Here is a 23,785-nt window from a genome sequence, read left to right as displayed (position 1 = left end):
GTGCGGGGCATGGGTACTAAGACAGATGACGCGGCCGGTGCCAAAGGCACGGCCGGGACCGGGGCCGAGGCCGACGAAGTGACCGGGGCCGGGAAGCCGGACACGGTCGACGTCACGAAGTCCGACGCGGCCGACGCCGCCGGGCCCGAGGAAACCAACCCCGTGGTGGGGGACAAGGACGATGACGCGGCGGACGACGCGACGGCCGATACCGATGCCGATGCCGATGCCGATGCCGATGCCGACGTTGACGCCGACGACGAGGCGGATGCCGACGTGGCTCCCGCCAGGTCCACCGGCGTCGGCCAGGGCGCCGCGGCCGTCGTCTCCGCCGCACTCGGCGTGATCGGCCTCTCCGGAGGCTGGCTCGGCACGATCGCCGGGGCGCGCTCGAACATCATGGGACAGCTGGAGACCAAGCAGTCCGCGAGCGTCTCCGACCAGCTCCAGGCCATGTACGGCGACTCCTGGCAGGCCACCGCGCTGATCGCCGGCTTCTTCGCGGCCGCCGCGCTGGTCGTCGGCTTCTTGGTGCTGGTCAGGCCCGCGTTCGGCGCCCCCGGCAGGGAGCAGGCGCCGTGGATCAAGTCCGTGGCGTGGGCGGGCGTCGCGCTCGGCGTGATCGGACTGATCCTCGCCGTCGCCAAGTACTCCGACCTGCTGCTCGGACTGCCGTCGGCACCTTCCTGAGCCTCCGGTCCGGCGCACGTAAGGCAGGGGCGGGGCAGGGGCTAAGGCCCCTGCCCCGCCCCTCGTCGTACCTAAGGCCCCCCGGCCCCCAAGAGATGCGGCACCCGCCCGATGTGGGCGACCCCCCTGGGAGAAGAAAGTGGAGACATCGCAGGGAACGACCCCGGCGATACCACCGACAACCCGAGGGGCACGAGATGTTCGAGTACGAGATGCACCAGATGCGCGCCGCCGAGCTGAGCCGCGAGGCCGACCGCCACCGCCTGCTCGGCGAGGCCCGCAAGATCCGTGCCGCCGCCCGCCGTTCGGCCCGCCACGAAGCCGAGGGGCGGGTGAGTACGACGCTCTGGAGAAGCCGCTTCACACGGGACAGGCTCCGCTTCACACGGGCCGCCTGAGACGGCCGCTCGAGAGCTCACAGTGCACTGTGCGATGCTCACGGCTGTGGAGACCAGGTCCGTGAGCCCGGTGTTCATCGGCCGCGCCGATGAACTGGGCGTACTGAACGAAGCGCTCGCCCGCGCCACGGGCACCCCGCTCGAAGGAGCCGGGGCCCCCGGCCCGGGCGAGCCGCAGGCGTTGCTGCTCGGCGGCGAGGCGGGGGTCGGCAAGACCCGCCTCGTCGAGGAGTTCGCCGCGGCCGCCGAGGAGCAGGGCGCCGTCGTCGCGGTCGGCGGCTGCGTGGAGATCGGCGCCGACGGCCTGCCGTTCGCCCCCTTCTCCACCGCGCTGCGCTCACTGCGCCGCCGGCTCCCCGACGAACTGGCCGCCGCGGCCGAGGGACAGGAGGAGGAACTCGCCAGGCTGCTGCCCGAACTCGCAGGACCCGCACCGCACGGGCACGCACCCGGCGGCCGGTCCGACGAGGGCACGGCCCGCCTCTTCGAACTCACCGCACGCCTCCTGGAACGCCTCTCCCGCGACCGCACCGTCGTCGTCGCCCTGGAGGACCTGCACTGGGCCGACGCCTCGACCCGACACCTCCTCGCCTATCTCTTCCGCACGCTGCGCGGCGGCCGCCTCGTCCTCCTCGCCACCTACCGCGCCGACGACATCCACCGCCGCCACCCGCTGCGCCCCCTCCTCGCCGAACTGGACCGGCTGCGCACGGTGCGCCGCGTCGAGCTGAGCCGCTTCAGCAAGGACGAAGTCGCCCGCCAGATGGCCGGGATACTCGCCACCGAACCCGAACGGGCCCTGGTCGACGACATATTCGACCGCTCCGACGGCAACGCCTTTTTCGTCGAGGAGCTCGCCGTCGCCTCCCACGGCAACAGCTGCGCGGGCCTCACGGACTCCCTGCGCGACCTGCTCCTCGTCCGCGTGGAGGAGCTGCCCGAGGACACCCAGCGGGTGGCGCGGATCGTCGCCGAGGGCGGCTCCACCGTCGAGTACGAACTGCTCGCCGAGGTCGCCGGACTCGACGAGGACGACCTCATCGAGGCGCTGCGGGCCGCCGTCGGCGCCAACATCCTGCTCGCGTCCCCGGACGGCGACGGCTACCGCTTCCGGCACTCCCTGGTCCGCGAGGCGGTCAGCGACGACTTGCTCCCCGGCGAGCGCTCCCGCATCAACCGCCGCTTCGCCGAGGCCCTGGAGGCCGACCCCTCGCTCGTCGCCGCCGACCAGCGCGCCGCCCGCCTCGCCACCTACTGGTACTACGCGCACGACGCGGCCAAGGCCCTGCCCGCCGTCCTCGGCGCCTCCGTCCAGGCCCGCCACCGGCACGCCTACGCCGAACAACTGCGCCTCCTGGAACGGGCGATGGAACTGTGGGACGACGCCCCCGAGTCCGTACGCGAAGAGCTGCGCCCCGCCGACTACGTGGAGGGCTACCCTCCCCCACTGCCTGAAGGGCGTGGGGGGACCCCCAGCGGCTGCGAGCCCGCCACCGCCCCGCTGCGCTATCTGGACCTGATGGCCGAGGCCACGGTCGCCGGACGCCTCTGCGGCGAACGCGAACGCTCCCTGAAGATCACCAAGCGCGCGCTGCGACTCCTCGAAGGCGAGAACGACCCCCACCGCGCCGCCTGGTTCTGGGTGGCCCGCTCCCGGCTCGTCTCCACCCTCGGCCGCGGCGACGGCTGGACGGAGATCGCCAAGGCCGAGGAGCTGATGCGCGGCCTGCCGCCCTCCGAGGTGCACGCCGACGTCCTCGTCCACCGCGCCTCCTGGGGCATGCTGCACGACCCGGGCCCCGAGACCCTCGCCGCCGCCGAACGCGCCGTCGAGTACGCCCGCATGGTCAAGGCCGACACCATCGAGCTCAACGCCCGCCTCACCCGCGGCGCCCTCCTCATCGAAGCGGGCGACCCCGAGGCGGGCCTCACCGAGATGTACGAGGTCAGGGACCGCGTCGTCCGGGACGCCCTGGTCACCAACCTCAGCCGGGTCCACATCAACCTGCCCTCCTCCCTCGAAGGCGTCGGCCGCTCCGCCGAAGCCGTACGGGTCGGGATGGAGGGCATCGAGTTCTGCCGGAAGTACGGCCTGGTGGACACCGAGGGCTGGGTCTGGGCCAACGTCGCCGAGTCCCTCATCTCCCTCGGCCGCTGGGACGAGGCGGCCGACGCCGTCGCCCGCACCCAACGCTGCGTGCAGAGTTCAAAGCCCCGCGTCTCGGCCGCCGAACGATCCGCGCGCATGGCGCTGTACCGCGGCGAGTACGCCGCTGCCGCCCGCCACATGCACACCGCCCACCAGCACCTCGGCACCCACGATCCGCAGCCGCAGTACCTCCTCGTCCTCATCCGCATCGCCCTCGGTCTCGCCGCCGCCGATGGCCGCATCCTCGACGGCCGCGCCGAGGTCGAACGCGGACTCGCCGACGGCCTCCCCTTCGGCACCTACAAGTACTGCTGGCCCCTGCTGCTCGCCGCCGCCTCGATGGAGGCCGACGCCCGCGGCCTGCCCGCCGCCGAGCAGGGCCGCCCCGCCGCCCTCGCACGCATCCGCGGCGCCACCAAGTCCCTGGCCACCCCCATCCCGCTCTGGCGCGCCTACGACGAATGGACCCGCGCCGAACTCGCGCGCGCCGAGGGCCGCGACCGCCCCGCCGACTGGATCACCGTCGTCACCACCCTCGAACCCCTCGACCGCCCCTACGACCTCGCCCAGGCCCGCCTTCGCCTGGCCGAGTCCCTCCTCGCCCCGGACACCACCGACCGGGACCGCGCCGCGCAACTGCTGCGGGAGGCCGGGGAAGTGGCCGACCGGCTGGGCGCCCGGCCGCTCTCCGACGCCATCACCGGACTGGCCCGGCGCGCCCGCCTCTCCCTGAACCCCGCCGAGACCGCCCGCACCCCCGCCGCCCCGGCCCACCCCGCCGAGGCGCTGGGCCTGACCAGCCGGGAGCGGGACGTCCTGCGGCTCGTCGCGGTGGGCCGCAGCAACCGCCAGATCGCCGAGGAGCTCTTCATCTCCCCGAAGACCGCGAGCGTCCACGTCTCCAACATCCTCGCCAAGCTGTCCGTCACCGGCCGTGGCGAGGCCGCCGCGCTCGCCCACCGGCTACGGCTGTTCCCCACCGCGGACGAAACCGCCGACGAGACCGCCGACGAGCAGGTCGTGCAGCGCTGACCTGCACGTTTCCGCTCAGGGCCCGTTTCGGGCGGCCTCGCTTACGCTTGACTGAGGATCTCTGCCCCTGGGAGGCGCAGTGTTCAACGCGATCGAGGCCCTGTTCGCGCCGGGGCGCAAGCACACCGACGACGAGCAGAAGCGCCTGGAGATGACCCGCGTCGACCTCGCCGACGGTGACCCGGGGCGCGGCCCGATAGACCTGACCTCGGGCAAGGTGGTCGTACGCCCACCCGTCCCGTCGCCCCGCGGTGACGGCGACGAGGACGAAAACGATGCGCCGGACTCCGAGGAGATTCCCCGCCTCGACGAGCCGGGCCGCTGAGCTACTTCACCCGCACCTCGAGGATCTTGTCGTCCCCCTTCTCCGGCGTGCCCCGCGAGTCCGTCTCATTGGTGACCAGCCACAGCTTGTCGCCGCCCGCCGCGACCACCGTGCGCAGACGCCCGTGCTCGCCCTTGAGGAACGCCTGCGGCTCCGGTTCGCCGTCCACGCCCCGCACCGGGACGCGCCACAGCCGCTCACCGCGCAGACCCGCCATCCAGACCGAGCCCTCGGCATAGGCCACACCGCTCGGTGAGGCCTCGGAGGTCTTCCACTGGGCGACCGGGTCCCGGAACCCCTCCTTGCTCTCCTTGCCCTCGACCTCCGGCCAGCCGTAGTTTCCGCCGGCCGTGATCTCGTTCAGCTCGTCCCAGGTGTCCTGGCCGAACTCCGAGGCCCACAGCCGCTTCTGCTCGTCCCAGGCCAGGCCCTGCACATTGCGGTGACCGAGGGAGTAGACGGCGGAGTCGCCGGAGGGATTGCCGGGGGCCGGCTCGCCGTCCGGGGTGAGGCGGAGGATCTTGCCGCCCAGGGACTTCTTGTCCTGCGCGAGGTCCGTCTCACCCGTTTCCCCCGCACCCGCGTACAGCATCTTGTCCGGTCCGAAGGCGATCCGGCCACCGTTGTGGATCATGCCCTTCGGGATGCCCTTGAAGACCGTGTCGGGAGCGCCCAACTGCTCGCCCGAGGGCTTCTTCTCGTCGTACAGCATGCGGGCGATGCGGTTGTCGGACTCCGTCGTGAAGTACGCGTACACCATATGGTCCGATGCGTACGAAGGAGAGAGCGCGAGCCCCATCAGGCCGCCCTCGCCGCCGGGGGAGACGCCCGGCACCGAGCCGAGCTCCGTCTTCTTGCCCGTCTTCCCGTCGACGCGGGTGATCGTCCCCTCGTCGCGCGAGGACACCAGCAGATCACCGCCGGGCAGCGGCGCGAGGCCCCAGGGGGACTTGAGGCCCGTGGCGAGAGTGCGGGTGACCTTCGCGGAGCCCTTCTCGGGCGGGGCCTCGGCGCCCGCCTTTCCGGTGGGGGACTGGCTGGACGTCTCCCGCTTCGGCGGGCTCTCGCGGCGGTCCGGCTCGTCGTCGCCGGACGAGCACCCGGCCGCGAACACGAGGGAGGCAGCGGCCATCACGGCCGTAACAGCAGGTCGTTGCACGATCAGTGTCCCTTCGACGCAGCGCTTCCCCTGTTCATACACCGCTCGCGCCGCTCAGGTTCCCGAACCACCACTACGAGACCGCGGGCCCGGAGCCGTCCCGGTGACGGCGGGGCAGCGGCTCAGTCCCACGACCCCTGCGCGGCAGGCAGCGCCGCGATCTCCGCCAGGTCCGCCTCCGTCAGCCGCACCGCGGCCGCCCCGGCGTTCTCGACCGCCCAGCGCTCCCGCTTGGCACCGGGCACCGGCACCACGTGCCGGCCCTGCGCGAGGACCCACGCCAGCGCGACCTGCGCCGGCGTCGCCCCGTGCCGCTCGGCCACCCGGCGCAGCCCCACCACCAGCGGCTGGTTGGCCGCCATCATCTCGGCGGTGAAGCGCGGGTGGCGGGCCCGCAGGTCGTCCGGTTCGAAACCCTGGCCGGGCTTCAGCGTGCCCGTGAGGAAACCGTTCCCCAGCGGCATCGCGGCGAGCAGCCCGACTCCGCGCGCCACACACCACGGCAGCAGCGCGTCGAGCGCCTCCGGCGACCACACCGACAGCTCGGCCTGCACCGCGCTCACCGGAAAGACCTGCTGCACCCGCTCCAGCTGGCTGATCGTCGCGTCGTGCAGACCCGGCCCCGGCCGCCCCGGCGCAGACCGCCGACGAGCGCGCGCCCCCACCGCGCACAGACCCAGCGCTCGCACCTTCCCCGCGGCCACGAGGTCGGCCATCGCGCCCCAGGTCTCCTCTATGGGCACCTCGGGGTCGGCGCGGTGCAGCTGATAGAGGTCTATGGTCTCCGTCTGCAGCCGCCGCAGCGATGCGTCGCAGGCCCGTCTCACATAGCCGGGGCGGCCGTTGGCGACGATGTGCTGCTCGCCCACGAGCAGCCCGCACTTCGTCGACACGAACGCCTCCGCGCGCCGCTCCCTCAGCACCCTGCCGATCAACAGCTCATTGGTGAAGGGCCCGTACATGTCCGCCGTCTCCAGCAGCAGCCCCCCGCCGCCCCCGGCCGCGCCGACGGCGTCCAGTGCCGCGTGCACGGTGCGCAACGACGCGTCGCCGCGCTGCCGCGAGCCGGTGTACGCCCAGCTCATCGGCATGCAGCCGAGTCCGACGGCGCCCACTTCGAGCGCCCCCGCGCCGATCGTCCTGCGCTCCACCTGGCCGTACCCTCCCACTCCTGGTTCGGAGATCATCCAAACTAACCGCTGCGCCCGCGGCCCCGACCGCTGCCCTCCCGAGCCCCGCGCGCGCCGGCGCGCACTAGCCTCCAGGCCATGACGACAGATGTATGGCTCCCGTTTGACGCGCACGAGATCCAAGGGCTGCCCGAGGCCTCCGAAGCGGGCCTCACCTACCGCTTCTGGGACGGGGGCCCGGAGTTCCCCGCGGACCCGGCCGACTGCGCCTTCTATGCGGTGCCCTATATGAAGGGCACCGAGATCGCCGTACGCCCCTTGCCCGCGATGACGGCCGTGCGCGTCGTACAGACACTGACCGCGGGGATCGACCACGTGGAACCGGGGATCAAGTTCCTCGCGCCCGGCGTACGCCTGTGCAACGCCCGCGGTGTGCACGAGGCGAGCACCGCCGAGCTCGCGCTCACCCTGACCCTCGCCTCGCTGCGCGGCATCCCGCGCTTCGTGGAGGGACAGCGGAAAGAGGAGTGGCGGTCCGGGTTCTATCCGGCGCTCGCGGACAAGTCCGTGCTCATCGTGGGCTACGGATCGATCGGGTCCGCCATCGAGGACAGGCTCACCCCCTTCGAATGCGCGCGGGTGGCGCGCGTCGCGCGCTCTGCCCGTGCCACGGAGCGCGGTCCCGTGCATCCGCTCGCCGACCTGCCCTCCCTGCTGCCCGAAGCGGACGTCGTCATCCTCTCGACGCCGCTCACCGAGACCACCCGCGGGCTGGTGGGCGCCGACTTCCTGGCCCGCATGAAGGACGGCGCGCTGCTCGTGAACGTCGCCCGCGGCCCCGTCGTCGACACCAAGGCGCTCCTCGCCGAACTGGAGTCCGGACGTCTCACCGCCGCCCTCGACGTGACCGATCCGGAACCGCTGCCCGCAGGTCACCCCCTGTGGCACGCTCCAGGGGCATTTGTCAGCCCGCACGTGGGCGGCTCCACGTCGGCGTTCCGGCCCCGCGCCCAGCGTCTGCTGGCCGCACAAGTGGCCAAGTACGTGGCCGGACAGCCGCTCGACAACGTGGTGCTGACAACGGGCAGTTGATCGTCCCGCAGCGATGTGCGCACGCTCCGCGCCCGACCGTGTGCGCCATGTGTTCGCTTTCCCGTCGACAGTCACGGAGCGTAGAGGAGCTATGTCCCTGAGTGACGAGTCTGGTGTATCGTCCCGACAGGGGATGCGCCGTGGACCGTTCGGCGCCGGGGATTGAGACATCAGACTGCGAGGGGGGCGACGGGCGATGTACGGCCTATGGGCGAACGATCCGACGCGACGGGACCGCAGCCGGCGCCTCTGGCGCGCACCGGCCCGCAGACGCAGGCGAGCCGGGAGCCGCACGAGCGGCCGCCGCCGCACGCCCCAGCGCCCCTGTCGGCCCGGCCGACGCGCGCGCCGGGCGGACACGGGGGCGGCGCGGACGAGGGCGGCCCGGTGAGTGCCCGCCCGACCTCGACCCCCGTCCTCGACGGAGGGGTGGTGGCGCTGTCGCCCAGGTTGTCGCTGGTGCGGCGCCCGCTGCCCGGTGGCCGCGGCATCTTCTCCCAGCTGGTGCTCCTGCTGCTCTGCGGGGGGTACGCCACCGGTTCGGCGCTCGGCTGGGGATCGGACCGACTCGCCCTGATCATGGGCGACTTCGGGCTGAGCATCGCGGCCGCGGCAGCCGCGATCTCCTGCTTCCGCTACTCCCGCACCCGCCGCAGCCGCTTTCGACCCGCATGGCTGCTCTTCGCGGTCTCCTCCGCGATGGCGGCCTGTGGGAACGGGGTCTGGGGCTGGTACGAGGTCGTACTCGGGCAGAAAGTACCGCCCGGCCCCGGCCTCGACGACCTCTTCTTCCTCTGCTTCGCCCCGCCGGCCATCATCGGACTGCTCGTGCTCGCCAAGCGCCCGGTGACGAAGGCGGGTTGGGGCTGCCTGGCCCTCGACTCGTGGCTCATCGGGGGCTCGCTCCTCACGCTCACCTGGAGCCTGGCGCTCGCGCACAACACGCAGTTCGAGGGGCAGAGCGCCGTGTACGCCGCGCTCTCCCTCGCCTACCCGCTTCTCGACATCGCGCTGGTCAGCATGGTCCTGGCGCTGCACTTCAGACGGTCGTCCGCCAACCGCTCGGCGGTGAACACCGCGATCGGCGCGCTCGCCCTGACAGTGATGTGCGACGCGCTGTTCACCTCGCCACTGCTGCACACCAGTTACCGCTCCGGCCAGATGCTGGACGCCGGTTGGTTCGCGGGCTCGCTGCTCCTCGCGTACGCCCCATGGGCCGCGCCCTGGCATGTGCACGGAGCGCGCGGGACAGGCCCCGCGCGCGTGCAGTACGACAGCGGGCCAGAGGAGCCGCGGGCCGCGGGCACCCGTCCGATCGCCGGATCGCTGGCCGCCCTCACGCCGTACCTGGCCGCAGCCGTCTGCACGCTGGGCATCCTCTACAACGTACTGAACGGCCGCAGTGTCGACCGCGTCGTGCTCTTCACCGCCGGCACCGTGGTGCTCGCCCTCGTGGTGCGCCAGGGCATCATGCTCCTGGACAACATCACGCTCACCCAGGAACTGGCCCAGAAGGAGAACCACTTCAGGTCCCTGGTCCAGGGCTCCAGCGACGTCATCATGATCGCCGCCCCGAACGGCATCCTGCGGTACGTGAGCCCGGCCGCCGCCGGGGTCTACGGCCGCGACGCCGAAGAGCTCGTCGGCTCCGAACTCGCCTCGCTCATGCACCCGGAGGACCTGGGCCGGGTCGTCCACGAGGTCCGCAGATTCCTCGCGGCCAACCCCGTGGAAGAGCCCACCACCCGCATCGAGTGCCGCTTCAAGTCCGGCGACGGCGACTGGCTGAACGTGGAATCCACCGTCAACCGCCACCAGGGCGGCCTCATCTTCAACAGCAGAGACGTGACCGAACGGGTCCGCCTCCAGGCCCAGTTGCAGCACAACGCCGAACACGACCCGCTCACCGACCTGCCCAACCGCGCCCTGTTCACCCGGCGCGTGAGCCAGGCACTGACCGGCCGCAGAGTGACCGACCGCGGCACGGCCGTGCTCTTCATCGACCTCGACGGCTTCAAGGCCGTCAACGACACCATCGGACACCAGGCCGGGGACGAGCTCCTCATCCAGGCCGCGCGCAGACTTCAGGAGGCGGTGCGTTCGGGCGACACCGCCTCCCGGCTCGGCGGCGATGAGTTCGCGGCCCTCATCGTCGGCGACGGGACCCGGGACCAGGCCGCGAGAGAACGGCACATCTATGAGCTCGCCGACCGGCTGAGAATCACCCTGTCCCAGCCCTACGCCATCGACGGGAACGACGTGCGCGTAGCGGCGTCCATCGGCGTGTCCTTCGCCGAACCAGGCATCGGAGCTGGGGAGTTGCTCCGCAACGCCGACCTCGCGATGTACCGCGCCAAGGCCGCAGGCAAGGGCCGCGTCGAGCTGTACGCACCGCAGATGCAGGCCGACGTCGTCCGCAAGGCGGAGCTCGCCACCCGGCTGCGCGCCGCCCTGCACGACGGTGAGTTCACCCTGCTCCACCAGCCCGTGGTCTCCCTGGACGATGGCCGGATCACAGCGGTCGCGGCGCAGGCCCGCTGGCGCTCGTCGCAGGGCATCCTCTTCACGCCCGCGGAGTTCCTGCGGGTGTCCGAGTCCGGCGAGGCCAAGGACGGCAAGCGTGCGGCGGAGCTCGGCCGCTGGATGTTCGAGGAGGCCGTCGAGCAGGCCGCGGAGCGCTGCAGGGCCGGTCACGCGGTGCCCGTCGCCGTCCGGATGAGCGCGCGCCGCCTGCTGGACCGCTCCATGCCCATGGGCTCCATCGAGGCGCTCCTGACCCGGCACGGCCTGCCCTCCGGAGCGCTCATCATCGAGCTCGCCGACAGCGACCCGCGGGTCTCGTTCGACGAGCTGGAGCGGCGCCTGGCGTCCCTGCGCAGGCTCGGTGTGCGCATCGCGCTCGACGGCTTCGGCAGTGGGTACGCCGCGATCACAGCGCTGCGCCGGCTCCCCATCGACGTGCTGAAGCTGGACCGGGGCCTGATCGAGGGCGTCGTCGAGTCCGCGCGGCTGCACAAGATCACCGCCGGTCTGCTGCGCATCGCGAACGACCTGGGGCTCGTCTCCGTGGCCGACGGCGTCGACCTGCCCGAGCAGGTCGTCGCCCTGCGCGCGATGGGCTGCACGCACGGGCAGGGGATGGCGTTCTCCGGGCCCCTCGACGAGTACCGGCTGCGCCGGGCGCTCTCGACCGGCGACTATCCGGTGCCGCGCGGCCCGGCCGAGCCGGTGCTCGCGGGCGGCCGTCCGGGTGGGTACGGCGGGGTGGCGTCGGCGACGTACGCGGGCGGGTCCTCCGGGCCTTACGCGGGCGGTTCCTCCGGGCCGTTCGCGGGCGGCTCCCCGGGGACGTACGCGAGCGGCCCCTCGCCCTACGCCCGTTCACATAATGAGACCCCCATCCCACCTACTTGACAGGTACTGCGTGCCGGGGGGAGGGTCAATGCCATGCGCACCCGAATTCTCGTACTTGGAAAGCGCGTCGGCTGAAGCTGGGACCGACCGGTCCGAACACCGGATCCCAGCGACCGCACCCGGCGCGCTCCCCTCGCTTGCCTCACGGCACGAGGGGTTTTTTGTTGCACTGGCACCTGCCAAACCCCCGCAAACACCCCGCAAAAACCCTCAGCTTCGAGAAGAGAATGCCGATGACCGAGCAGGCCACCGGGGCCCACCACCCGCAGCCGCGGCCCCGATCCTCAGGACAGCCGTCCGCCCCCGTCGAGCACGTCACGGGTGCGCAGTCCCTGATTCGTTCTCTCGAGGAAGTCGGGGCCGACACGGTGTTCGGCATCCCCGGCGGAGCCATCCTTCCGGCCTACGACCCGATGATGGACTCCACCCGGGTGCGGCACGTCCTGGTCCGTCACGAGCAGGGCGCGGGCCACGCGGCCACCGGGTACGCGCAGGCCACCGGCAAGGTCGGCGTCTGCATGGCGACGAGCGGCCCCGGCGCCACCAACCTGGTCACCCCGATCGCCGACGCCCACATGGACTCCGTCCCGATGGTGGCGATCACCGGCCAGGTGGCCTCCAAGGCCATCGGCACGGACGCCTTCCAGGAGGCGGACATCGTCGGCATCACGATGCCGATCACCAAGCACAACTTCCTGGTCACCAAGGCCGAGGACATCCCCCGCACCATCGCCGAGGCCTTCCACATCGCCTCGACCGGCCGCCCGGGTCCCGTCCTCGTGGACATCGCGAAGGACGCGCTGCAGGCGCAGACGACGTTCTCCTGGCCGCCGCAGCAGGACCTGCCCGGCTACCGCCCGGTGACCAAGCCGCACGCCAAGCAGATCCGCGAGGCCGCCAAGCTCATCACGGCGGCCAAGCGCCCGGTCCTGTACGTCGGCGGAGGCGTCATCAAGGCGCAGGCCACCGCCGAGCTGAAGGTCCTGGCAGAGCTCACCGGAGCGCCCGTCACCACCACACTGATGGCGCTCGGCGCATTCCCCGACAGCCACCCGCTGCACGTGGGAATGCCGGGCATGCACGGTGCGGTCACCGCCGTCACCGCGCTGCAGAAGGCCGACCTGATCGTCGCCCTCGGAGCCCGCTTCGACGACCGCGTCACCGGCAAGCTGGACAGCTTCGCCCCGTACGCGAAGATCGTCCACGCCGACATCGACCCCGCCGAGATCGGCAAGAACCGCGCCGCCGACGTGCCGATCGTCGGTGACGCCCGCGAGGTCATCGCCGACCTCGTCCAGGCCGTCCAGGCCGAGCACACCGAGGGCCACACGGGTGACTACACCGCCTGGTGGAGCGACCTCAACCGCTGGCGCGACACCTACCCCCTCGGCTACACCCAGCCCGAGGACGGCTCGCTCTCCCCGCAGCACGTCATCGAGCGCGTCGGGCAGCTCGCCCCGGAGGGCACGATCTTCGCGGCGGGCGTCGGCCAGCACCAGATGTGGGCCGCGCACTTCATCGAGTACGAGAAGCCCGCCACCTGGCTCAACTCCGGCGGCGCAGGGACGATGGGCTACGCGGTGCCGGCCGCGATGGGCGCCAAGGCCGGCCGGCCGGACCGCACGGTCTGGGCGATCGACGGCGACGGCTGCTTCCAGATGACCAATCAGGAGCTCACCACCTGCGCCCTGAACAACATCCCGATCAAGGTCGCCATCATCAACAACGGCGCCCTCGGGATGGTCCGCCAGTGGCAGACCCTGTTCTACAACCAGCGTTACTCCAACACCGTCCTGCACAGCGGTCCCGAGGACATCGGCCCCAACAAGGGCACCCGCGTCCCCGACTTCGTGAAGCTGTCGGAGGCCATGGGCTGCGTGGCGCTGCGCTGCGAGCGGCCCGAGGACCTGGACAAGGTCATCGCCGAGGCGAACGCCATCAACGACCGCCCCGTCGTCGTCGACTTCATCGTCCACGAGGACGCCCAGGTCTGGCCGATGGTCGCCGCAGGCACCTCGAACGACGAGGTCATGGCCGCCCTCGGGGTCCGCCCCGACTTCGGCGACAACGAAGACGACTGAGACCGAGAGCGAAAGAGAGACCACGCGTCATGTCCACCAAGCACACGCTCTCCGTCCTGGTCGAGAACAAGCCGGGTGTCCTCGCCCGGATCACCGCCCTGTTCTCGCGCCGCGGCTTCAACATCGACTCGCTCGCCGTGGGTGTCACCGAGCACCCCGACATCTCCCGCATCACCATCGTGGTGAACGTCGACGACCTGCCGCTCGAACAGGTCACGAAGCAGCTCAACAAGCTCGTCAACGTCCTGAAGATCGTCGAGCTGGAGCCGGGCGCCGCCGTGGCCCGCGAACTCGTCCTTGCGAAGGTCCGCGCCGACAACGAGACCCGCTCCCAGATCGTCGAGATCGTCCAGCTGTTCCGCGCCAAGACCGTGGACGTCTCCCCGGAGGCGGTCACCATCGAGGCGACAGGCAGCAGCGACAAGCTGGAGGCCATGCTCAAGATGCTGGAGCCCTTCGGCATCAAGGAGCTCGTGCAGTCCGGCACCATCGCGATCGGCCGCGGCTCGCGCTCCATCACGGACCGCAGCCTGCGGGCGCTCGACCGGAGCGCGTAGCCGGAACCGGACCGCATGGCGAGACCGGCAGACTTCCCTTCCCCCGCCCGCCGTACGGTGGGACGCAACACCAGCACACATAGGAGATTCCCAGTGGCCGAGCTGTTCTACGACGACGACGCCGACCTGTCCATCATCCAGGGCCGCAAGGTCGCGGTCATCGGTTACGGCAGCCAGGGCCACGCCCACGCGCTGTCGCTCCGTGACTCGGGTGTCGACGTCCGCGTCGGTCTGCACGAGGGCTCCAAGTCCAAGGCCAAGGCCGAGGAGCAGGGCCTGCGCGTCGTCACCCCGTCCGAGGCGGCGGCCGAGGCCGACGTCATCATGATCCTGGTGCCGGACCCGATCCAGGCCCAGGTCTACGAGGAGTCCATCAAGGACAACCTCAAGGACGGCGACGCGCTGTTCTTCGGCCACGGCCTGAACATCCGCTTCGGCTTCATCAAGGCTCCCGAGGGCGTCGACGTCTGCATGGTCGCCCCGAAGGGCCCGGGCCACCTGGTCCGCCGCCAGTACGAGGAGGGCCGCGGCGTTCCGTGTATCGCGGCCGTCGAGCAGGACGCCACCGGCAACGGCTTCCAGCTGGCGCTCTCGTACGCCAAGGGCATCGGCGGCACGCGTGCGGGCGTCATCAAGACGACCTTCACCGAGGAGACCGAGACCGACCTGTTCGGTGAGCAGGCCGTGCTCTGCGGCGGCACCGCCGCGCTGGTCAAGGCGGGCTTCGAGACGCTGACCGAGGCGGGCTACCAGCCGGAGATCGCGTACTTCGAGTGCCTCCACGAGCTGAAGCTGATCGTGGACCTCATGTACGAGGGCGGCCTGGAGAAGATGCGCTGGTCCGTCTCCGAGACCGCGGAGTGGGGCGACTACATCACCGGCCCGCGGATCATCACGGACGCCACCAAGGCCGAGATGAAGAAGGTCCTCGCCGAGATCCAGGACGGCACGTTCGCCAAGCAGTGGATGGACGAGTACCACGGCGGTCTGAAGAAGTACAACGAGTACAAGACCCAGGACGAGAACCACCTCCTGGAGACCACCGGCAAGGAGCTGCGCAAGCTCATGAGCTGGGTCAACGACGACGACGCGTAAGTCGTGACGGCAAGGGCCGGGGCAACTGCCCCGGCCCTTGTCCATCGTGTCCAGCCACGGACGAGTGATCCTTCCACCGAGGAGCACGACGACGCCCGTGGCGCCACTACACTTCTGTTCAACATTCGCGTCGGGCCCACAGCGTCGTGCGTCTTCCACGCGGCTAAGCGACTCCGCCTGCGGCCGTCGGGACGGCCGTCCGCAAGGGACTTGTGAGGACTCACGTGAGCACTGCTGCCACCGGCAAACCCGTCGTACTCATCGCCGAAGAGCTGTCGCCCGCCACCGTCGACGCGCTGGGCCCGGACTTCGAGATCCGCCAGTGCAACGGCGGGGACCGCGCCGAGCTGCTGCCCGCCATCGCCGATGTCGACGCGATCCTGGTCCGCTCCGCGACCAAGGTCGACGCCGAGGCCATCGCCGCCGCCAAGAAGCTGAAGGTCGTCGCCCGCGCGGGCGTCGGTCTGGACAACGTCGACGTGTCCGCCGCCACCAAGGCCGGCGTGATGGTCGTGAACGCCCCGACCTCGAACATCGTCACGGCCGCCGAGCTGGCCTGCGGCCTGCTCCTGGCCACCGCGCGCAACATCCCCCAGGCCAACACCGCCCTGAAGAACGGCGAGTGGAAGCGCTCGAAGTACACGGGTGTCGAGCTCGCCGAGAAGACCCTCGGTGTCGTCGGCCTCGGCCGCATCGGCGCCCTCGTCGCCCAGCGCATGAGCGCCTTCGGCATGAAGGTCGTCGCCTACGACCCGTATGTGCAGCCCGCCCGCGCCGCCCAGATGGGCGTGAAGGTGCTGTCCCTGGACGAGCTCCTCGAAGTCTCCGACTTCATCACCGTCCACCTGCCCAAGACCCCCGAGACCCTCGGCCTCATCGGTGACGAGGCGCTGCACAAGGTCAAGCCGACCGTCCGCATCGTCAACGCCGCGCGCGGCGGGATCGTCGACGAGGAGGCGCTGCACTCCGCCCTCAAGGAGGGCCGCGTCGCCGGCGCCGGCCTGGATGTGTACGCGAAGGAGCCCTGCACGGACTCCCCGCTCTTCCAGTTCGACCAGGTCGTCTGCACCCCGCACCTCGGCGCCTCCACGGACGAGGCGCAGGAGAAGGCGGGCATCGCCGTCGCCAAGTCGGTGCGTCTCGCCCTCGCCGGTGAGCTCGTGCCCGACGCGGTGAACGTGCAGGGCGGTGTCATCGCCGAGGACGTCCGTCCCGGCCTGCCGCTCGCCGAGAAGCTCGGCCGCATCTTCACGGCCCTCGCCCAGGAGGTCGCGGCCCGCCTCGACGTCGAGGTGTACGGCGAGATCACCCAGCACGACGTGAAGGTGCTCGAACTGTCCGCGCTGAAGGGCGTGTTCGAGGACGTCGTCGACGAGACGGTGAGTTACGTGAACGCGCCGCTGTTCGCCCAGGAGCGCGGCGTCGAGGTCCGCCTCACCACGAGCTCCGAGTCGCCCGACCACCGCAACGTGGTGACCGTGCGCGGCACGCTCTCCGGCGGCGAGGAGATCGCGGTCTCCGGCACGCTGGCCGGCCCGAAGCACCTCCAGAAGATCGTCGCCATCGGTGAGTACGACGTGGACCTGGCGCTCGCCGACCACATGGTCGTCCTGCGGTACGCCGACCGTCCGGGTGTCGTCGGCACCGTCGGCCGCGTCCTCGGCGAGGCGGGCGTCAACATCGCGGGCATGCAGGTCGCTCGCGCCGACGTCGGCGGGGAGGCGCTCGCCGTCCTCACCGTGGACGACAACGTTCCGCAGCCGGTGCTGAACGAGCTGGCCGAGGAGATCGGCGCGGAGTCCGCTCGCGCGGTGGACCTCACGGACTAGGGGTTCTGCCGGGCGGCGCCGCCGGTTGCCGCACATCACCGGCTTCGCCGAGTTCGTCCTCAAACGCCGGACAGGCTGGAATTTTCCGCCTGTTCGGCGTTTCTGTGCGTCTTGACGCCCCGCAGCGCGACCGCCGCCAGCCCCGCCGCCGCGACCAACAGGCCCGCCCCCGTCAGCGCCGCCACGTGCATGCCGGTGGTGAAGGCTTCCCTGGCCGTCGCCAGAAGGGCGTCCGCCGCGCGGGCCGGGAGGTGTTCGGCCACCGCCACCGCGCCCGTCAGGGTCTCGCGGGCCTCGGCCGGAGCCGTGTCCGGCACCTCGTTCCGGTAGACCGTGTTGCCGATGGAGCCGAGCAGTGCCATGCCCATCGCGCCGCCGAACTCCTGGCCCGTCTCCAGGAGGGAGGACGCCGTGCCGGCCTTCTCCGGCGGGGCCGCGCCGAGTGCCAGGTCGGTGAGTTGCGAGCCGACGATGACGGCGCCGCAGGCCAGCACCCCCGACCCGGCGAGGACGAGCTGGAGGGACGAGGTGCCGGTCAGCGCGAGCAGGCCGTAGCCGCAGGCGGAGACGGCGAAGCCGGTGGCGACGACGTGGGCGCGGTCCATGCCGCGCTGCACGAGTGCCGCGGCGACCGGGGCGGCGAGGCCGATGAGGGCCGAGGGCACCAGCGCCCACAGTGCTGCCTCCATCGCGCTCTTGCCGAGCACGGACTGCAGGTACTGGGTGGTGAAGTAGGCCGAACCCATCATCGTCAGCGCGGAGATGAGGTTCAGCGAGACGGCGGCCCCGAAGGCGCGGCCGTGGCCGCGGAACAGGGCCGGCGAGATCATCGGTGACGCGGCGGTGCGCTGGCGGTGCACGAAGAGGGCGGCGAAGGCGAGGCCGACGGCGACGGACACGACGTACGGAAGCTCGACGCCCTCGGCCGGCATCTCCTTGAGTCCCCACACGAGCGGCAGCACGGCGGCCATCGACAGCGGCACGCTGAGCAGGTCGAAGCGGCCGGGGCGCGGGTCCCGGGACTCCGGGACAAGCAGCGGCGCGAGGACCAGGAGCAGCGCCATCGCGGGCAGGTTGACCAGGAAGACCGAGCCCCACCAGAAGAACTCGACGAGGACGCCGCTCAGTACGGAGCCCAGTGCCACGCCCGCCACCAGCACGCCCTGCCACATGCCGATGGCTTTGGCGCGCTGCCCGGCGTCCTGGAACAGGGTGCGCACGATCGCCAGTGTGGAGGGCATCAGGGTCGCGCCGCCGATGCCGAGGACCGCGCGGGCCGCGATGAGTGTTTCGGCGCTGTCGGCGTACGCGGCGACGAGGGAGGCCGCGCCGAAGGCCACGGCGCCGAGCACGAGCAGCCTGCGGCGACCGATGCGGTCGCCGACGGAGCCCATGGTCATCAGCAGTCCGGCGAGCACGAACGCGTAGATGTCGAAGATCCACAGCTGCTGGGTGGAGCTGGGCCGCAGGTCGGCGCTGACCTGCGGGATCGCGAAGTAGAGGACGGAGACGTCCATCGAGACCAGGAGCAACGGGAGCATCAGGACGGCGAACGCGGTCCATTCCTTGCGGGTGGCACGTGGGGTGGTCTGCATGCGGAGGACTGTACGGATGTCTTATACGTTCGTCTAGTACAAGCGTATAGGACGTGCGTATGGGTCCGGCGTAAGGTGCCCCCATGGGACACCGTGAAGATCTGCTCGAGGGCGCGAAGCGCTGCCTGCTGGAGAAGGGGTTCGTGCGTACGACGGCCCGCGACATCGTGAAGGAGTCGGGGACGAACCTCGGCTCCATCGGATACCACTACGGGTCCAAGGACGCCCTGCTCGTGGAGGCGTACATCGCGCTCATCGAGCCGATGGGGAACGACTTCGAGGGGCCGCGGATCGAAGCCGACGGGGAGAAGGGCGGCCTGGAGCGCTTCCAGCAGGCGTGGGGCAGCATCATCGGCTCGGTTCTCGCGTCGCGTCCCGTCTGGATGATGACGCTGGAGGTCATCACGCAGGGCGAACGCCTCGCGGGCATCCGCGAGTTGCTGATCAAAGCGCAGAGGGAAGGGCGTGCCGGGGTGGCGGCGATGGTCACCGGGATCGAGGAGAGCGAGCTCCCCGAGGACGTCGTGGAGGTCGAGGGCCGCTTCTACACCACGCTCCTCAACGGCCTGATGGTGCAGTGGCTGTTCGACCCCGAGTCGGCCACGACCGCCGAGCAGCTCACCGAGGGGCTGCGGCGCGTCATGGAGCGGGTGGCCGAGGCCGACTGAGGCCGGCCCGCGGTGCGGGCCGGCCTCAGGGTGGTACTTGTTACGGCCGGTTGGTTACGACCACTTGATGCAGGCGGCGGGGATCCAGCCCCGCTTCTTGCCGAACTCGCTGCCGTACAGCCACTTGGTGCTGGTCTTGCCGCACAGCTTGTACTTCTGGCCCGTGTAGAAGTGGCCGTCGTTGCAGAGACTGCCCTTCTTGCCCTTGTTCCACTGGCTGACGGCGGTGGCGTTCACCTTGGCGTGGGTGCGCACCTTGACCGCCTCCTTGGCGGGGACGTTGACGATCTGCCGAGAGCAGTCGGGCTTGGACGCGGCGACGGCGGTACCGCCGGTGGCGACGGTGGTGCCGACGAGCGCGACGGCGGAGAAGGCGACCGCGGGGGCCAACAGCCTGAACTTCATGAGGTGTTCGTTCTCCCGATGCGTGGGGGGAATGGATCTTCGGACGCGGAGAACCGTATCGCCTCTCGAACAGGGGAACGGGCGTCCGTAGCGCGGTCCTTACAGTCGTGACGACTTCAGGACCATGTGCAGCAGCAGACGGTCCTCGCCCTCGTCCAGGTCGAGGCCGGTGAGCTGCTCCACGCGGGACAGGCGGTAGTAGAGGGTCTGGCGGTGGATGCCCAGCTCGGCCGCCGTGCGGCCCGCCTGGCCCGCGCAGTCGAGGAACACCTCGGCGGTGCGGGCCAGTTCGCGGTGGGCGGGCCCCAGGAGCTGCCGGCCCACCGGGTCGTGCGCGGCCTCCGGGGGCAGCGCGGTCAGCAGGCGGAAGGGGCCCACGTCCGACCACTGCGCGACCGGGCCGAAGCGCCGCTCGGCCAGCGCCGCACGCGCCGCCCCCGACGCCTCCCACCAGGCGGCACCCAGGTCCTCCAGGCCGTGCCGGGCCCCCGCGATACCGGCCGCCGCGCCCGGCACCGCGTCCAGGAGGCGCGCCGCCGCCGTGTGCGCGGGCGACAGCGCGTCGGCCGAGCGCAGCCGCACCAGCGCCGCGAGCGACTGCGCGGTCGTGCCCCACGGGACCGTGCACACCGCCGCCGCGCCCGGCACCGTACGGGCGGCGGGCGCGTCGTCCGGGTCCGCGGAGCGCCAAGGGGCCACGCACACCACCGCGTGGAGGCCGTCGGCGCGGGAGCCGAGCGCCGTGCGCAGGGCGGCCACCGCCATGTCGCGCTGCCAGCCGCGCTCGGCCGTCAGGACCGCCCGGAACTCCCGGGTGAGGTCGGCGCCGGCCTGTGCCTCGTCGGCCAGGAGCGCGCCGATCCTGGCGGCCACCTCCATGGCGGCGGTCAGCTGCTGCTCGGTCGGTCCCGGCTCGCCGTCGAGCAGCCACACGTATCCGAGGGCGAAGCCGCGGTGGCGTACGGGAAGGCAGATGCGTCCCCGGTGGACGCCCGCCTCCGGGGTGGGCGGGATGCGGACCGGGGCCGTGGCGCGGGTGATGCCGAAGCTCTCGAACCAGGAGCGGACCTCGGCGGTGGACCGGCGGGTCAGGATCGAACGGGTCCTGACCGGGTCGAGGACGGTCGCGTCGAAGCCGCTGTCGCCCCCGCCGTCGTGCGCGCCGAAGGCGATCAGCTCGAAATCCCGGTTCTCCAGGGTCGCGGGGGCGCCGAGCAGCGCCGAGATCTCGTCGACCAGTTCTTGGTAATCGCCCTTCACGATGTCCATTCTCGCGCAGGTCGCCGCGTTCTTCAGACATCTGTCTGAGATCCAGGGCACGGATGCGTGACAGCTGTCGATGGCTCCCGATCCGGTGTATCCCTAAATTTCACGGTGGTTCTCCGTGCCGTACCGCCGCATTCCCCGTATGTAGGGCTTTGCGGGTACGGCCCTCGATTTCGTACACCCGTGGAGGTGCCCCGTGCTGGGTCCCGTGATCCTCGCCGCGTCGCGCAGCGACAAGATGCGCCGTTTTGTATCGGCGGCCCCCGGCACCAAGCAGGTCGTCTCCCGGTTCATCGCCGGTGAGACCGTCGACCAGATCGTCCCGATCGTCGTCGACGCCGCCGACAAGGGCCTCGAGGTGACCCTCGACGTGGTGGGCGAGGACATCACCACCGTCGAGCAGTCCCACGCCGCCCGCGACGCCTACCTGGAGCTCATCGGCCGTCTGAAGGACCTCGGCCTGGGCACCAGGGCCGAGATGTCCGTGAAGCTGTCGATGTTCGGCCAGGCGCTGGAGGGCGGCCACGAGCTCGCCCTCGCCAACGTGCGCCCCGTCGTCGAGGCCGCCGCCGCCATCGGCACCACGGTCACCCTGGACGCCGAGGACCACACCACCCTCGACTCGATGTTCGCCATCCACGACGAGCTGCGCAAGGACTTCCCGCAGACCGGCTGCGTCATCCAGTCCTACCTCTTCCGCACCGAGGACGACGCCCGCCGCCTGGCCGCCGCCGGCAGCCGCGTCCGCATCGTGAAGGGCGCCTACAAGGAGCCCGCCGAGGTCGCGTACCAGGACAAGGCCGAGATCGACAAGGCGTACGTGCGGATCACGCGCATCCTCATGGAGGGTGACGGGTATCCGATGATCGGGTCCCACGACCCGCGCCTGATCTCCATCGCCCAGGAGCTCGCGCGGCGCGCAGGGCGCAAACTGGACGAGTACGAATTCCAGATGCTGTACGGCATCCGCAGCGACGAGCACCTGCGGCTCGCCGCGGAAGGCCACCGGATGCGTGTGTACACCGCGTACGGCACCGACTGGTACGGCTACTTCATGCGCCGTCTCGCGGAGAAGCCGGCGAACCTCCTGTTCTTCGCCCGCTCCATCCTCACCAAGCACTGAACCAAGGGCTGAGCTCCCACCCCCTCGACCCTCTTAAGGAGATACGGAACTCATGGACGCTGTGACCCAGGTCCCCGCCCCGGTCAACGAGCCGGTGCACGGCTACGCGCCCGGCTCCCCGGAGCGCGCCCGCCTCGAGGCCAAGCTCAAGGAGCTGGCCGAGAACCCGATCGAGCTGCCGATGACCATCGGCGGCGTCAAGCGCCTCGGTGGCGGCGAGCCCTTCGAGGTCGTGCAGCCGCACAACCACAAGGCCGTCATCGGCACCGGCCGCGGCGCCACCCAGCAGGATGCCCAGGACGCGATCGACGCCGCCCTCGCCGCCGCCCCGGCGTGGCGCGCGATGTCCTTCGACGACCGTGCCGCGATCATCCTGCGCGCCGCCGAGCTGCTCTCCACGACGTGGCGCGAGACCCTGGCCGCGTCCACGATGCTCGGCCAGTCGAAGACCGCCCAGCAGGCCGAGATCGACACCCCGTGCGAGCTCGTCGACTTCTGGCGCTTCAACGTGAAGTACGCCCGTGACCTGCTCGCCGAGCAGCCCCCGGCGAACTCCACCGGTGTCTGGAACCGCCTGGACCACCGCCCGCTCGAGGGCTTCGTCTACGCGATCACGCCGTTCAACTTCACCGCCATCGCGGGCAACCTCCCCACCGCCCCGGCCCTGATGGGCAACGTGGTCGTGTGGAAGCCGTCCCCGACGCAGACGCACGCCGCCGTGCTGCTCATGCAGCTCCTGGAGGAGGCGGGCCTGCCCAAGGGCGTCATCAACCTCGTCACCGGTGACGGCATCGCCGTCTCCGAGGTCGCCCTGAACCACCGTGACCTCGCGGGCATCCACTTCACCGGCTCGACCCCCACCTTCCAGCACCTGTGGAAGACGGTCGGCGAGAACATCGCGAAGTACCGCACCTACCCGCGCCTCGTCGGCGAGACGGGCGGCAAGGACTTCGTCGTCGCGCACCCGAGCGCCGACCGTGCGATCCTGAAGACCGCGCTGACCCGCGGCTCCTTCGAGTACCAGGGCCAGAAGTGCTCCGCCACCTCGCGCGCGTACATCCCGGCCTCCATCTGGAACTCCGGTTTCAAGGAGGAGTTCGCGGCCGAGGTCGACGGCATCAAGATGGGTGACGTCACCGACCTGTCGAACTTCATCGGCGCGGTCATCGACGAGCGCGCGTTCGCCAAGAACAAGGCGGCCATCGACCGCGCCAAGTCGGACGACACCTGCACGATCGTCGCGGGCGGCACCTACGACGACTCGGTCGGCTACTTCGTGCGCCCGACCGTCGTCGAGTGCACCGACCCGGCCAACGAGGTCTTCTCGACCGAGTACTTCGGCCCGTTCCTCGCCGTCCACGTGTACGACGACAGCAAGGCCGACGCGTACGACGAGATGCTGACCCAGATGGAGTCGGCCTCGGACTACGCGCTCACCGGCTCGGTCATCGCGAACGACCGCGCGGCGGCCGCGTACACGATGGAGAAGCTCCGCTACGCCGCGGGCAACTTCTACATCAACGACAAGTCGACCGGCGCCGTCGTCGGCCAGCAGCCCTTCGGCGGCGGCCGCGCCTCCGGCACCAACGACAAGGCCGGCGCCCCGCAGAACCTCCAGCGGTGGACGCTGACCCGCGCCATCAAGGAGACGCTGGTACCGCCGACCGAGTACGGCTACCCGCACATGGGCTGACGCCCTCCGCGGGCCGCCCCGGCCCGCCCCTGAACCCCGCCTCCGACCTGGGCCCCACCCCGGTCGGAGGCGGTGTGTTTTTCC

At 71.1% G+C, this 23,785-nt stretch carries 18 protein-coding genes; 13 read left to right on the top strand and 5 right to left on the bottom strand.

Annotated elements, in window-relative coordinates; genetic code table 11:
- Positions 1-9: 9 nt before the first annotated feature.
- From AB0N81_RS25930 to AB0N81_RS25915, 4 genes are all read left to right on the top strand, one after another.
- Positions 10-690: a hypothetical protein gene (locus AB0N81_RS25930; RefSeq protein ID WP_365362270.1), complete on the top strand. Its 681-nt coding sequence runs from the start codon at positions 10-12 to the stop codon at positions 688-690.
- Between the two features lie 197 nt (positions 691-887).
- On the top strand, positions 888-1,088 hold the full coding sequence (locus AB0N81_RS25925; RefSeq protein WP_365362268.1) for a hypothetical protein: 201 nt from the start codon (positions 888-890) through the stop codon (positions 1,086-1,088).
- 34 nt (positions 1,089-1,122) lie between these two features.
- Entirely contained in the window at positions 1,123-4,269 is a 3,147-nt protein-coding gene (locus AB0N81_RS25920) for an AAA family ATPase (RefSeq protein WP_365362266.1), read from the top strand.
- A 79-nt stretch (positions 4,270-4,348) separates the two neighbouring features.
- Positions 4,349-4,594, top strand: coding sequence for a DUF6191 domain-containing protein (locus AB0N81_RS25915; protein WP_365362264.1), 246 nt, complete (start codon positions 4,349-4,351; stop codon positions 4,592-4,594).
- A gap of 1 nt (position 4,595) precedes the next feature.
- Here the strand turns inward: AB0N81_RS25915 and AB0N81_RS25910 are convergent, their stop codons facing one another.
- Entirely contained in the window at positions 4,596-5,726 is a 1,131-nt protein-coding gene (locus AB0N81_RS25910) for a PQQ-dependent sugar dehydrogenase (RefSeq protein WP_365362262.1), read from the bottom strand.
- Between the two features lie 149 nt (positions 5,727-5,875).
- Positions 5,876-6,904, bottom strand: a complete 1,029-nt coding sequence (locus AB0N81_RS25905) for an aldo/keto reductase (RefSeq protein WP_365362425.1) — start codon at positions 6,902-6,904, stop codon at positions 5,876-5,878.
- A gap of 117 nt (positions 6,905-7,021) precedes the next feature.
- On the opposite strand from AB0N81_RS25905, the gene AB0N81_RS25900 reads away from it, so the two are divergent.
- The 6 genes from AB0N81_RS25900 to serA all read left to right on the top strand — a co-directional run bounded on the left by AB0N81_RS25900 (position 7,022) and on the right by serA (position 16,951).
- Positions 7,022-7,975 carry a 2-hydroxyacid dehydrogenase gene (locus tag AB0N81_RS25900; protein WP_365362260.1) on the top strand — a complete coding sequence of 318 codons (954 nt, stop codon included), beginning with the start codon at positions 7,022-7,024 and terminating at the stop codon, positions 7,973-7,975.
- 387 nt (positions 7,976-8,362) lie between these two features.
- Positions 8,363-11,389, top strand: coding sequence for an EAL domain-containing protein (locus AB0N81_RS25895; RefSeq protein WP_365362423.1), 3,027 nt, complete (start codon positions 8,363-8,365; stop codon positions 11,387-11,389).
- 233 nt (positions 11,390-11,622) lie between these two features.
- Entirely contained in the window at positions 11,623-13,470 is a 1,848-nt protein-coding gene (locus AB0N81_RS25890) for an acetolactate synthase large subunit (protein WP_365362258.1), read from the top strand.
- Between the two features lie 29 nt (positions 13,471-13,499).
- A complete protein-coding gene (gene ilvN / locus AB0N81_RS25885) occupies positions 13,500-14,027 on the top strand; it encodes an acetolactate synthase small subunit (protein ID WP_365362256.1) in 528 nt (175 codons plus the stop codon).
- Between the two features lie 93 nt (positions 14,028-14,120).
- On the top strand, positions 14,121-15,122 hold the full coding sequence (ilvC, locus tag AB0N81_RS25880) for a ketol-acid reductoisomerase (RefSeq protein ID WP_365362254.1): 1,002 nt from the start codon (positions 14,121-14,123) through the stop codon (positions 15,120-15,122).
- Positions 15,123-15,346: 224 nt separating this feature from the next.
- Complete coding sequence (gene serA / locus AB0N81_RS25875; protein WP_365362252.1) at positions 15,347-16,951, top strand: phosphoglycerate dehydrogenase; 1,605 nt, start codon at positions 15,347-15,349, stop codon at positions 16,949-16,951.
- A 59-nt stretch (positions 16,952-17,010) separates the two neighbouring features.
- Here serA and AB0N81_RS25870 read toward each other — a convergent pair whose 3' ends face one another.
- Positions 17,011-18,546: an MFS transporter gene (locus tag AB0N81_RS25870; RefSeq protein ID WP_365362250.1), complete on the bottom strand. Its 1,536-nt coding sequence runs from the start codon at positions 18,544-18,546 to the stop codon at positions 17,011-17,013.
- Between the two features lie 83 nt (positions 18,547-18,629).
- Between AB0N81_RS25870 and AB0N81_RS25865 the strand changes: the two genes are divergently transcribed.
- Positions 18,630-19,214, top strand: a complete 585-nt coding sequence (locus tag AB0N81_RS25865) for a TetR/AcrR family transcriptional regulator (protein ID WP_365362248.1) — start codon at positions 18,630-18,632, stop codon at positions 19,212-19,214.
- A gap of 54 nt (positions 19,215-19,268) precedes the next feature.
- Here the strand turns inward: AB0N81_RS25865 and AB0N81_RS25860 are convergent, their stop codons facing one another.
- Both AB0N81_RS25860 and AB0N81_RS25855 read right to left on the bottom strand, forming a co-directional pair.
- A complete protein-coding gene (locus AB0N81_RS25860; RefSeq protein WP_365362247.1) occupies positions 19,269-19,619 on the bottom strand; it encodes a hypothetical protein in 351 nt (116 codons plus the stop codon).
- 99 nt (positions 19,620-19,718) lie between these two features.
- Positions 19,719-20,888: a helix-turn-helix domain-containing protein gene (locus tag AB0N81_RS25855; RefSeq protein WP_365362245.1), complete on the bottom strand. Its 1,170-nt coding sequence runs from the start codon at positions 20,886-20,888 to the stop codon at positions 19,719-19,721.
- Between the two features lie 193 nt (positions 20,889-21,081).
- Here AB0N81_RS25855 and AB0N81_RS25850 point away from each other — a divergent pair, with 193 nt between their 5' ends.
- Together AB0N81_RS25850 and pruA are read left to right on the top strand one after the other, a co-directional pair.
- The gene (locus AB0N81_RS25850; protein ID WP_365362243.1) at positions 21,082-22,008 is read left to right on the top strand and encodes a proline dehydrogenase family protein; all 927 of its coding nucleotides are present in this window, start codon (positions 21,082-21,084) and stop codon (positions 22,006-22,008) included.
- A gap of 52 nt (positions 22,009-22,060) precedes the next feature.
- Positions 22,061-23,701 (top strand): L-glutamate gamma-semialdehyde dehydrogenase, encoded by a 1,641-nt coding sequence (gene pruA, locus AB0N81_RS25845; protein ID WP_365362241.1) that lies wholly within the window; start codon positions 22,061-22,063, stop codon positions 23,699-23,701.
- Positions 23,702-23,785 lie beyond the last annotated feature (84 nt).

Source organism: Streptomyces sp. NPDC093510, from assembly GCF_040683555.1.
GTDB lineage: Bacteria > Actinomycetota > Actinomycetes > Streptomycetales > Streptomycetaceae > Streptomyces.
Note: the sequence above shows the minus strand (reverse complement) of the source record. Positions and strands in the feature narration are given on the sequence as shown.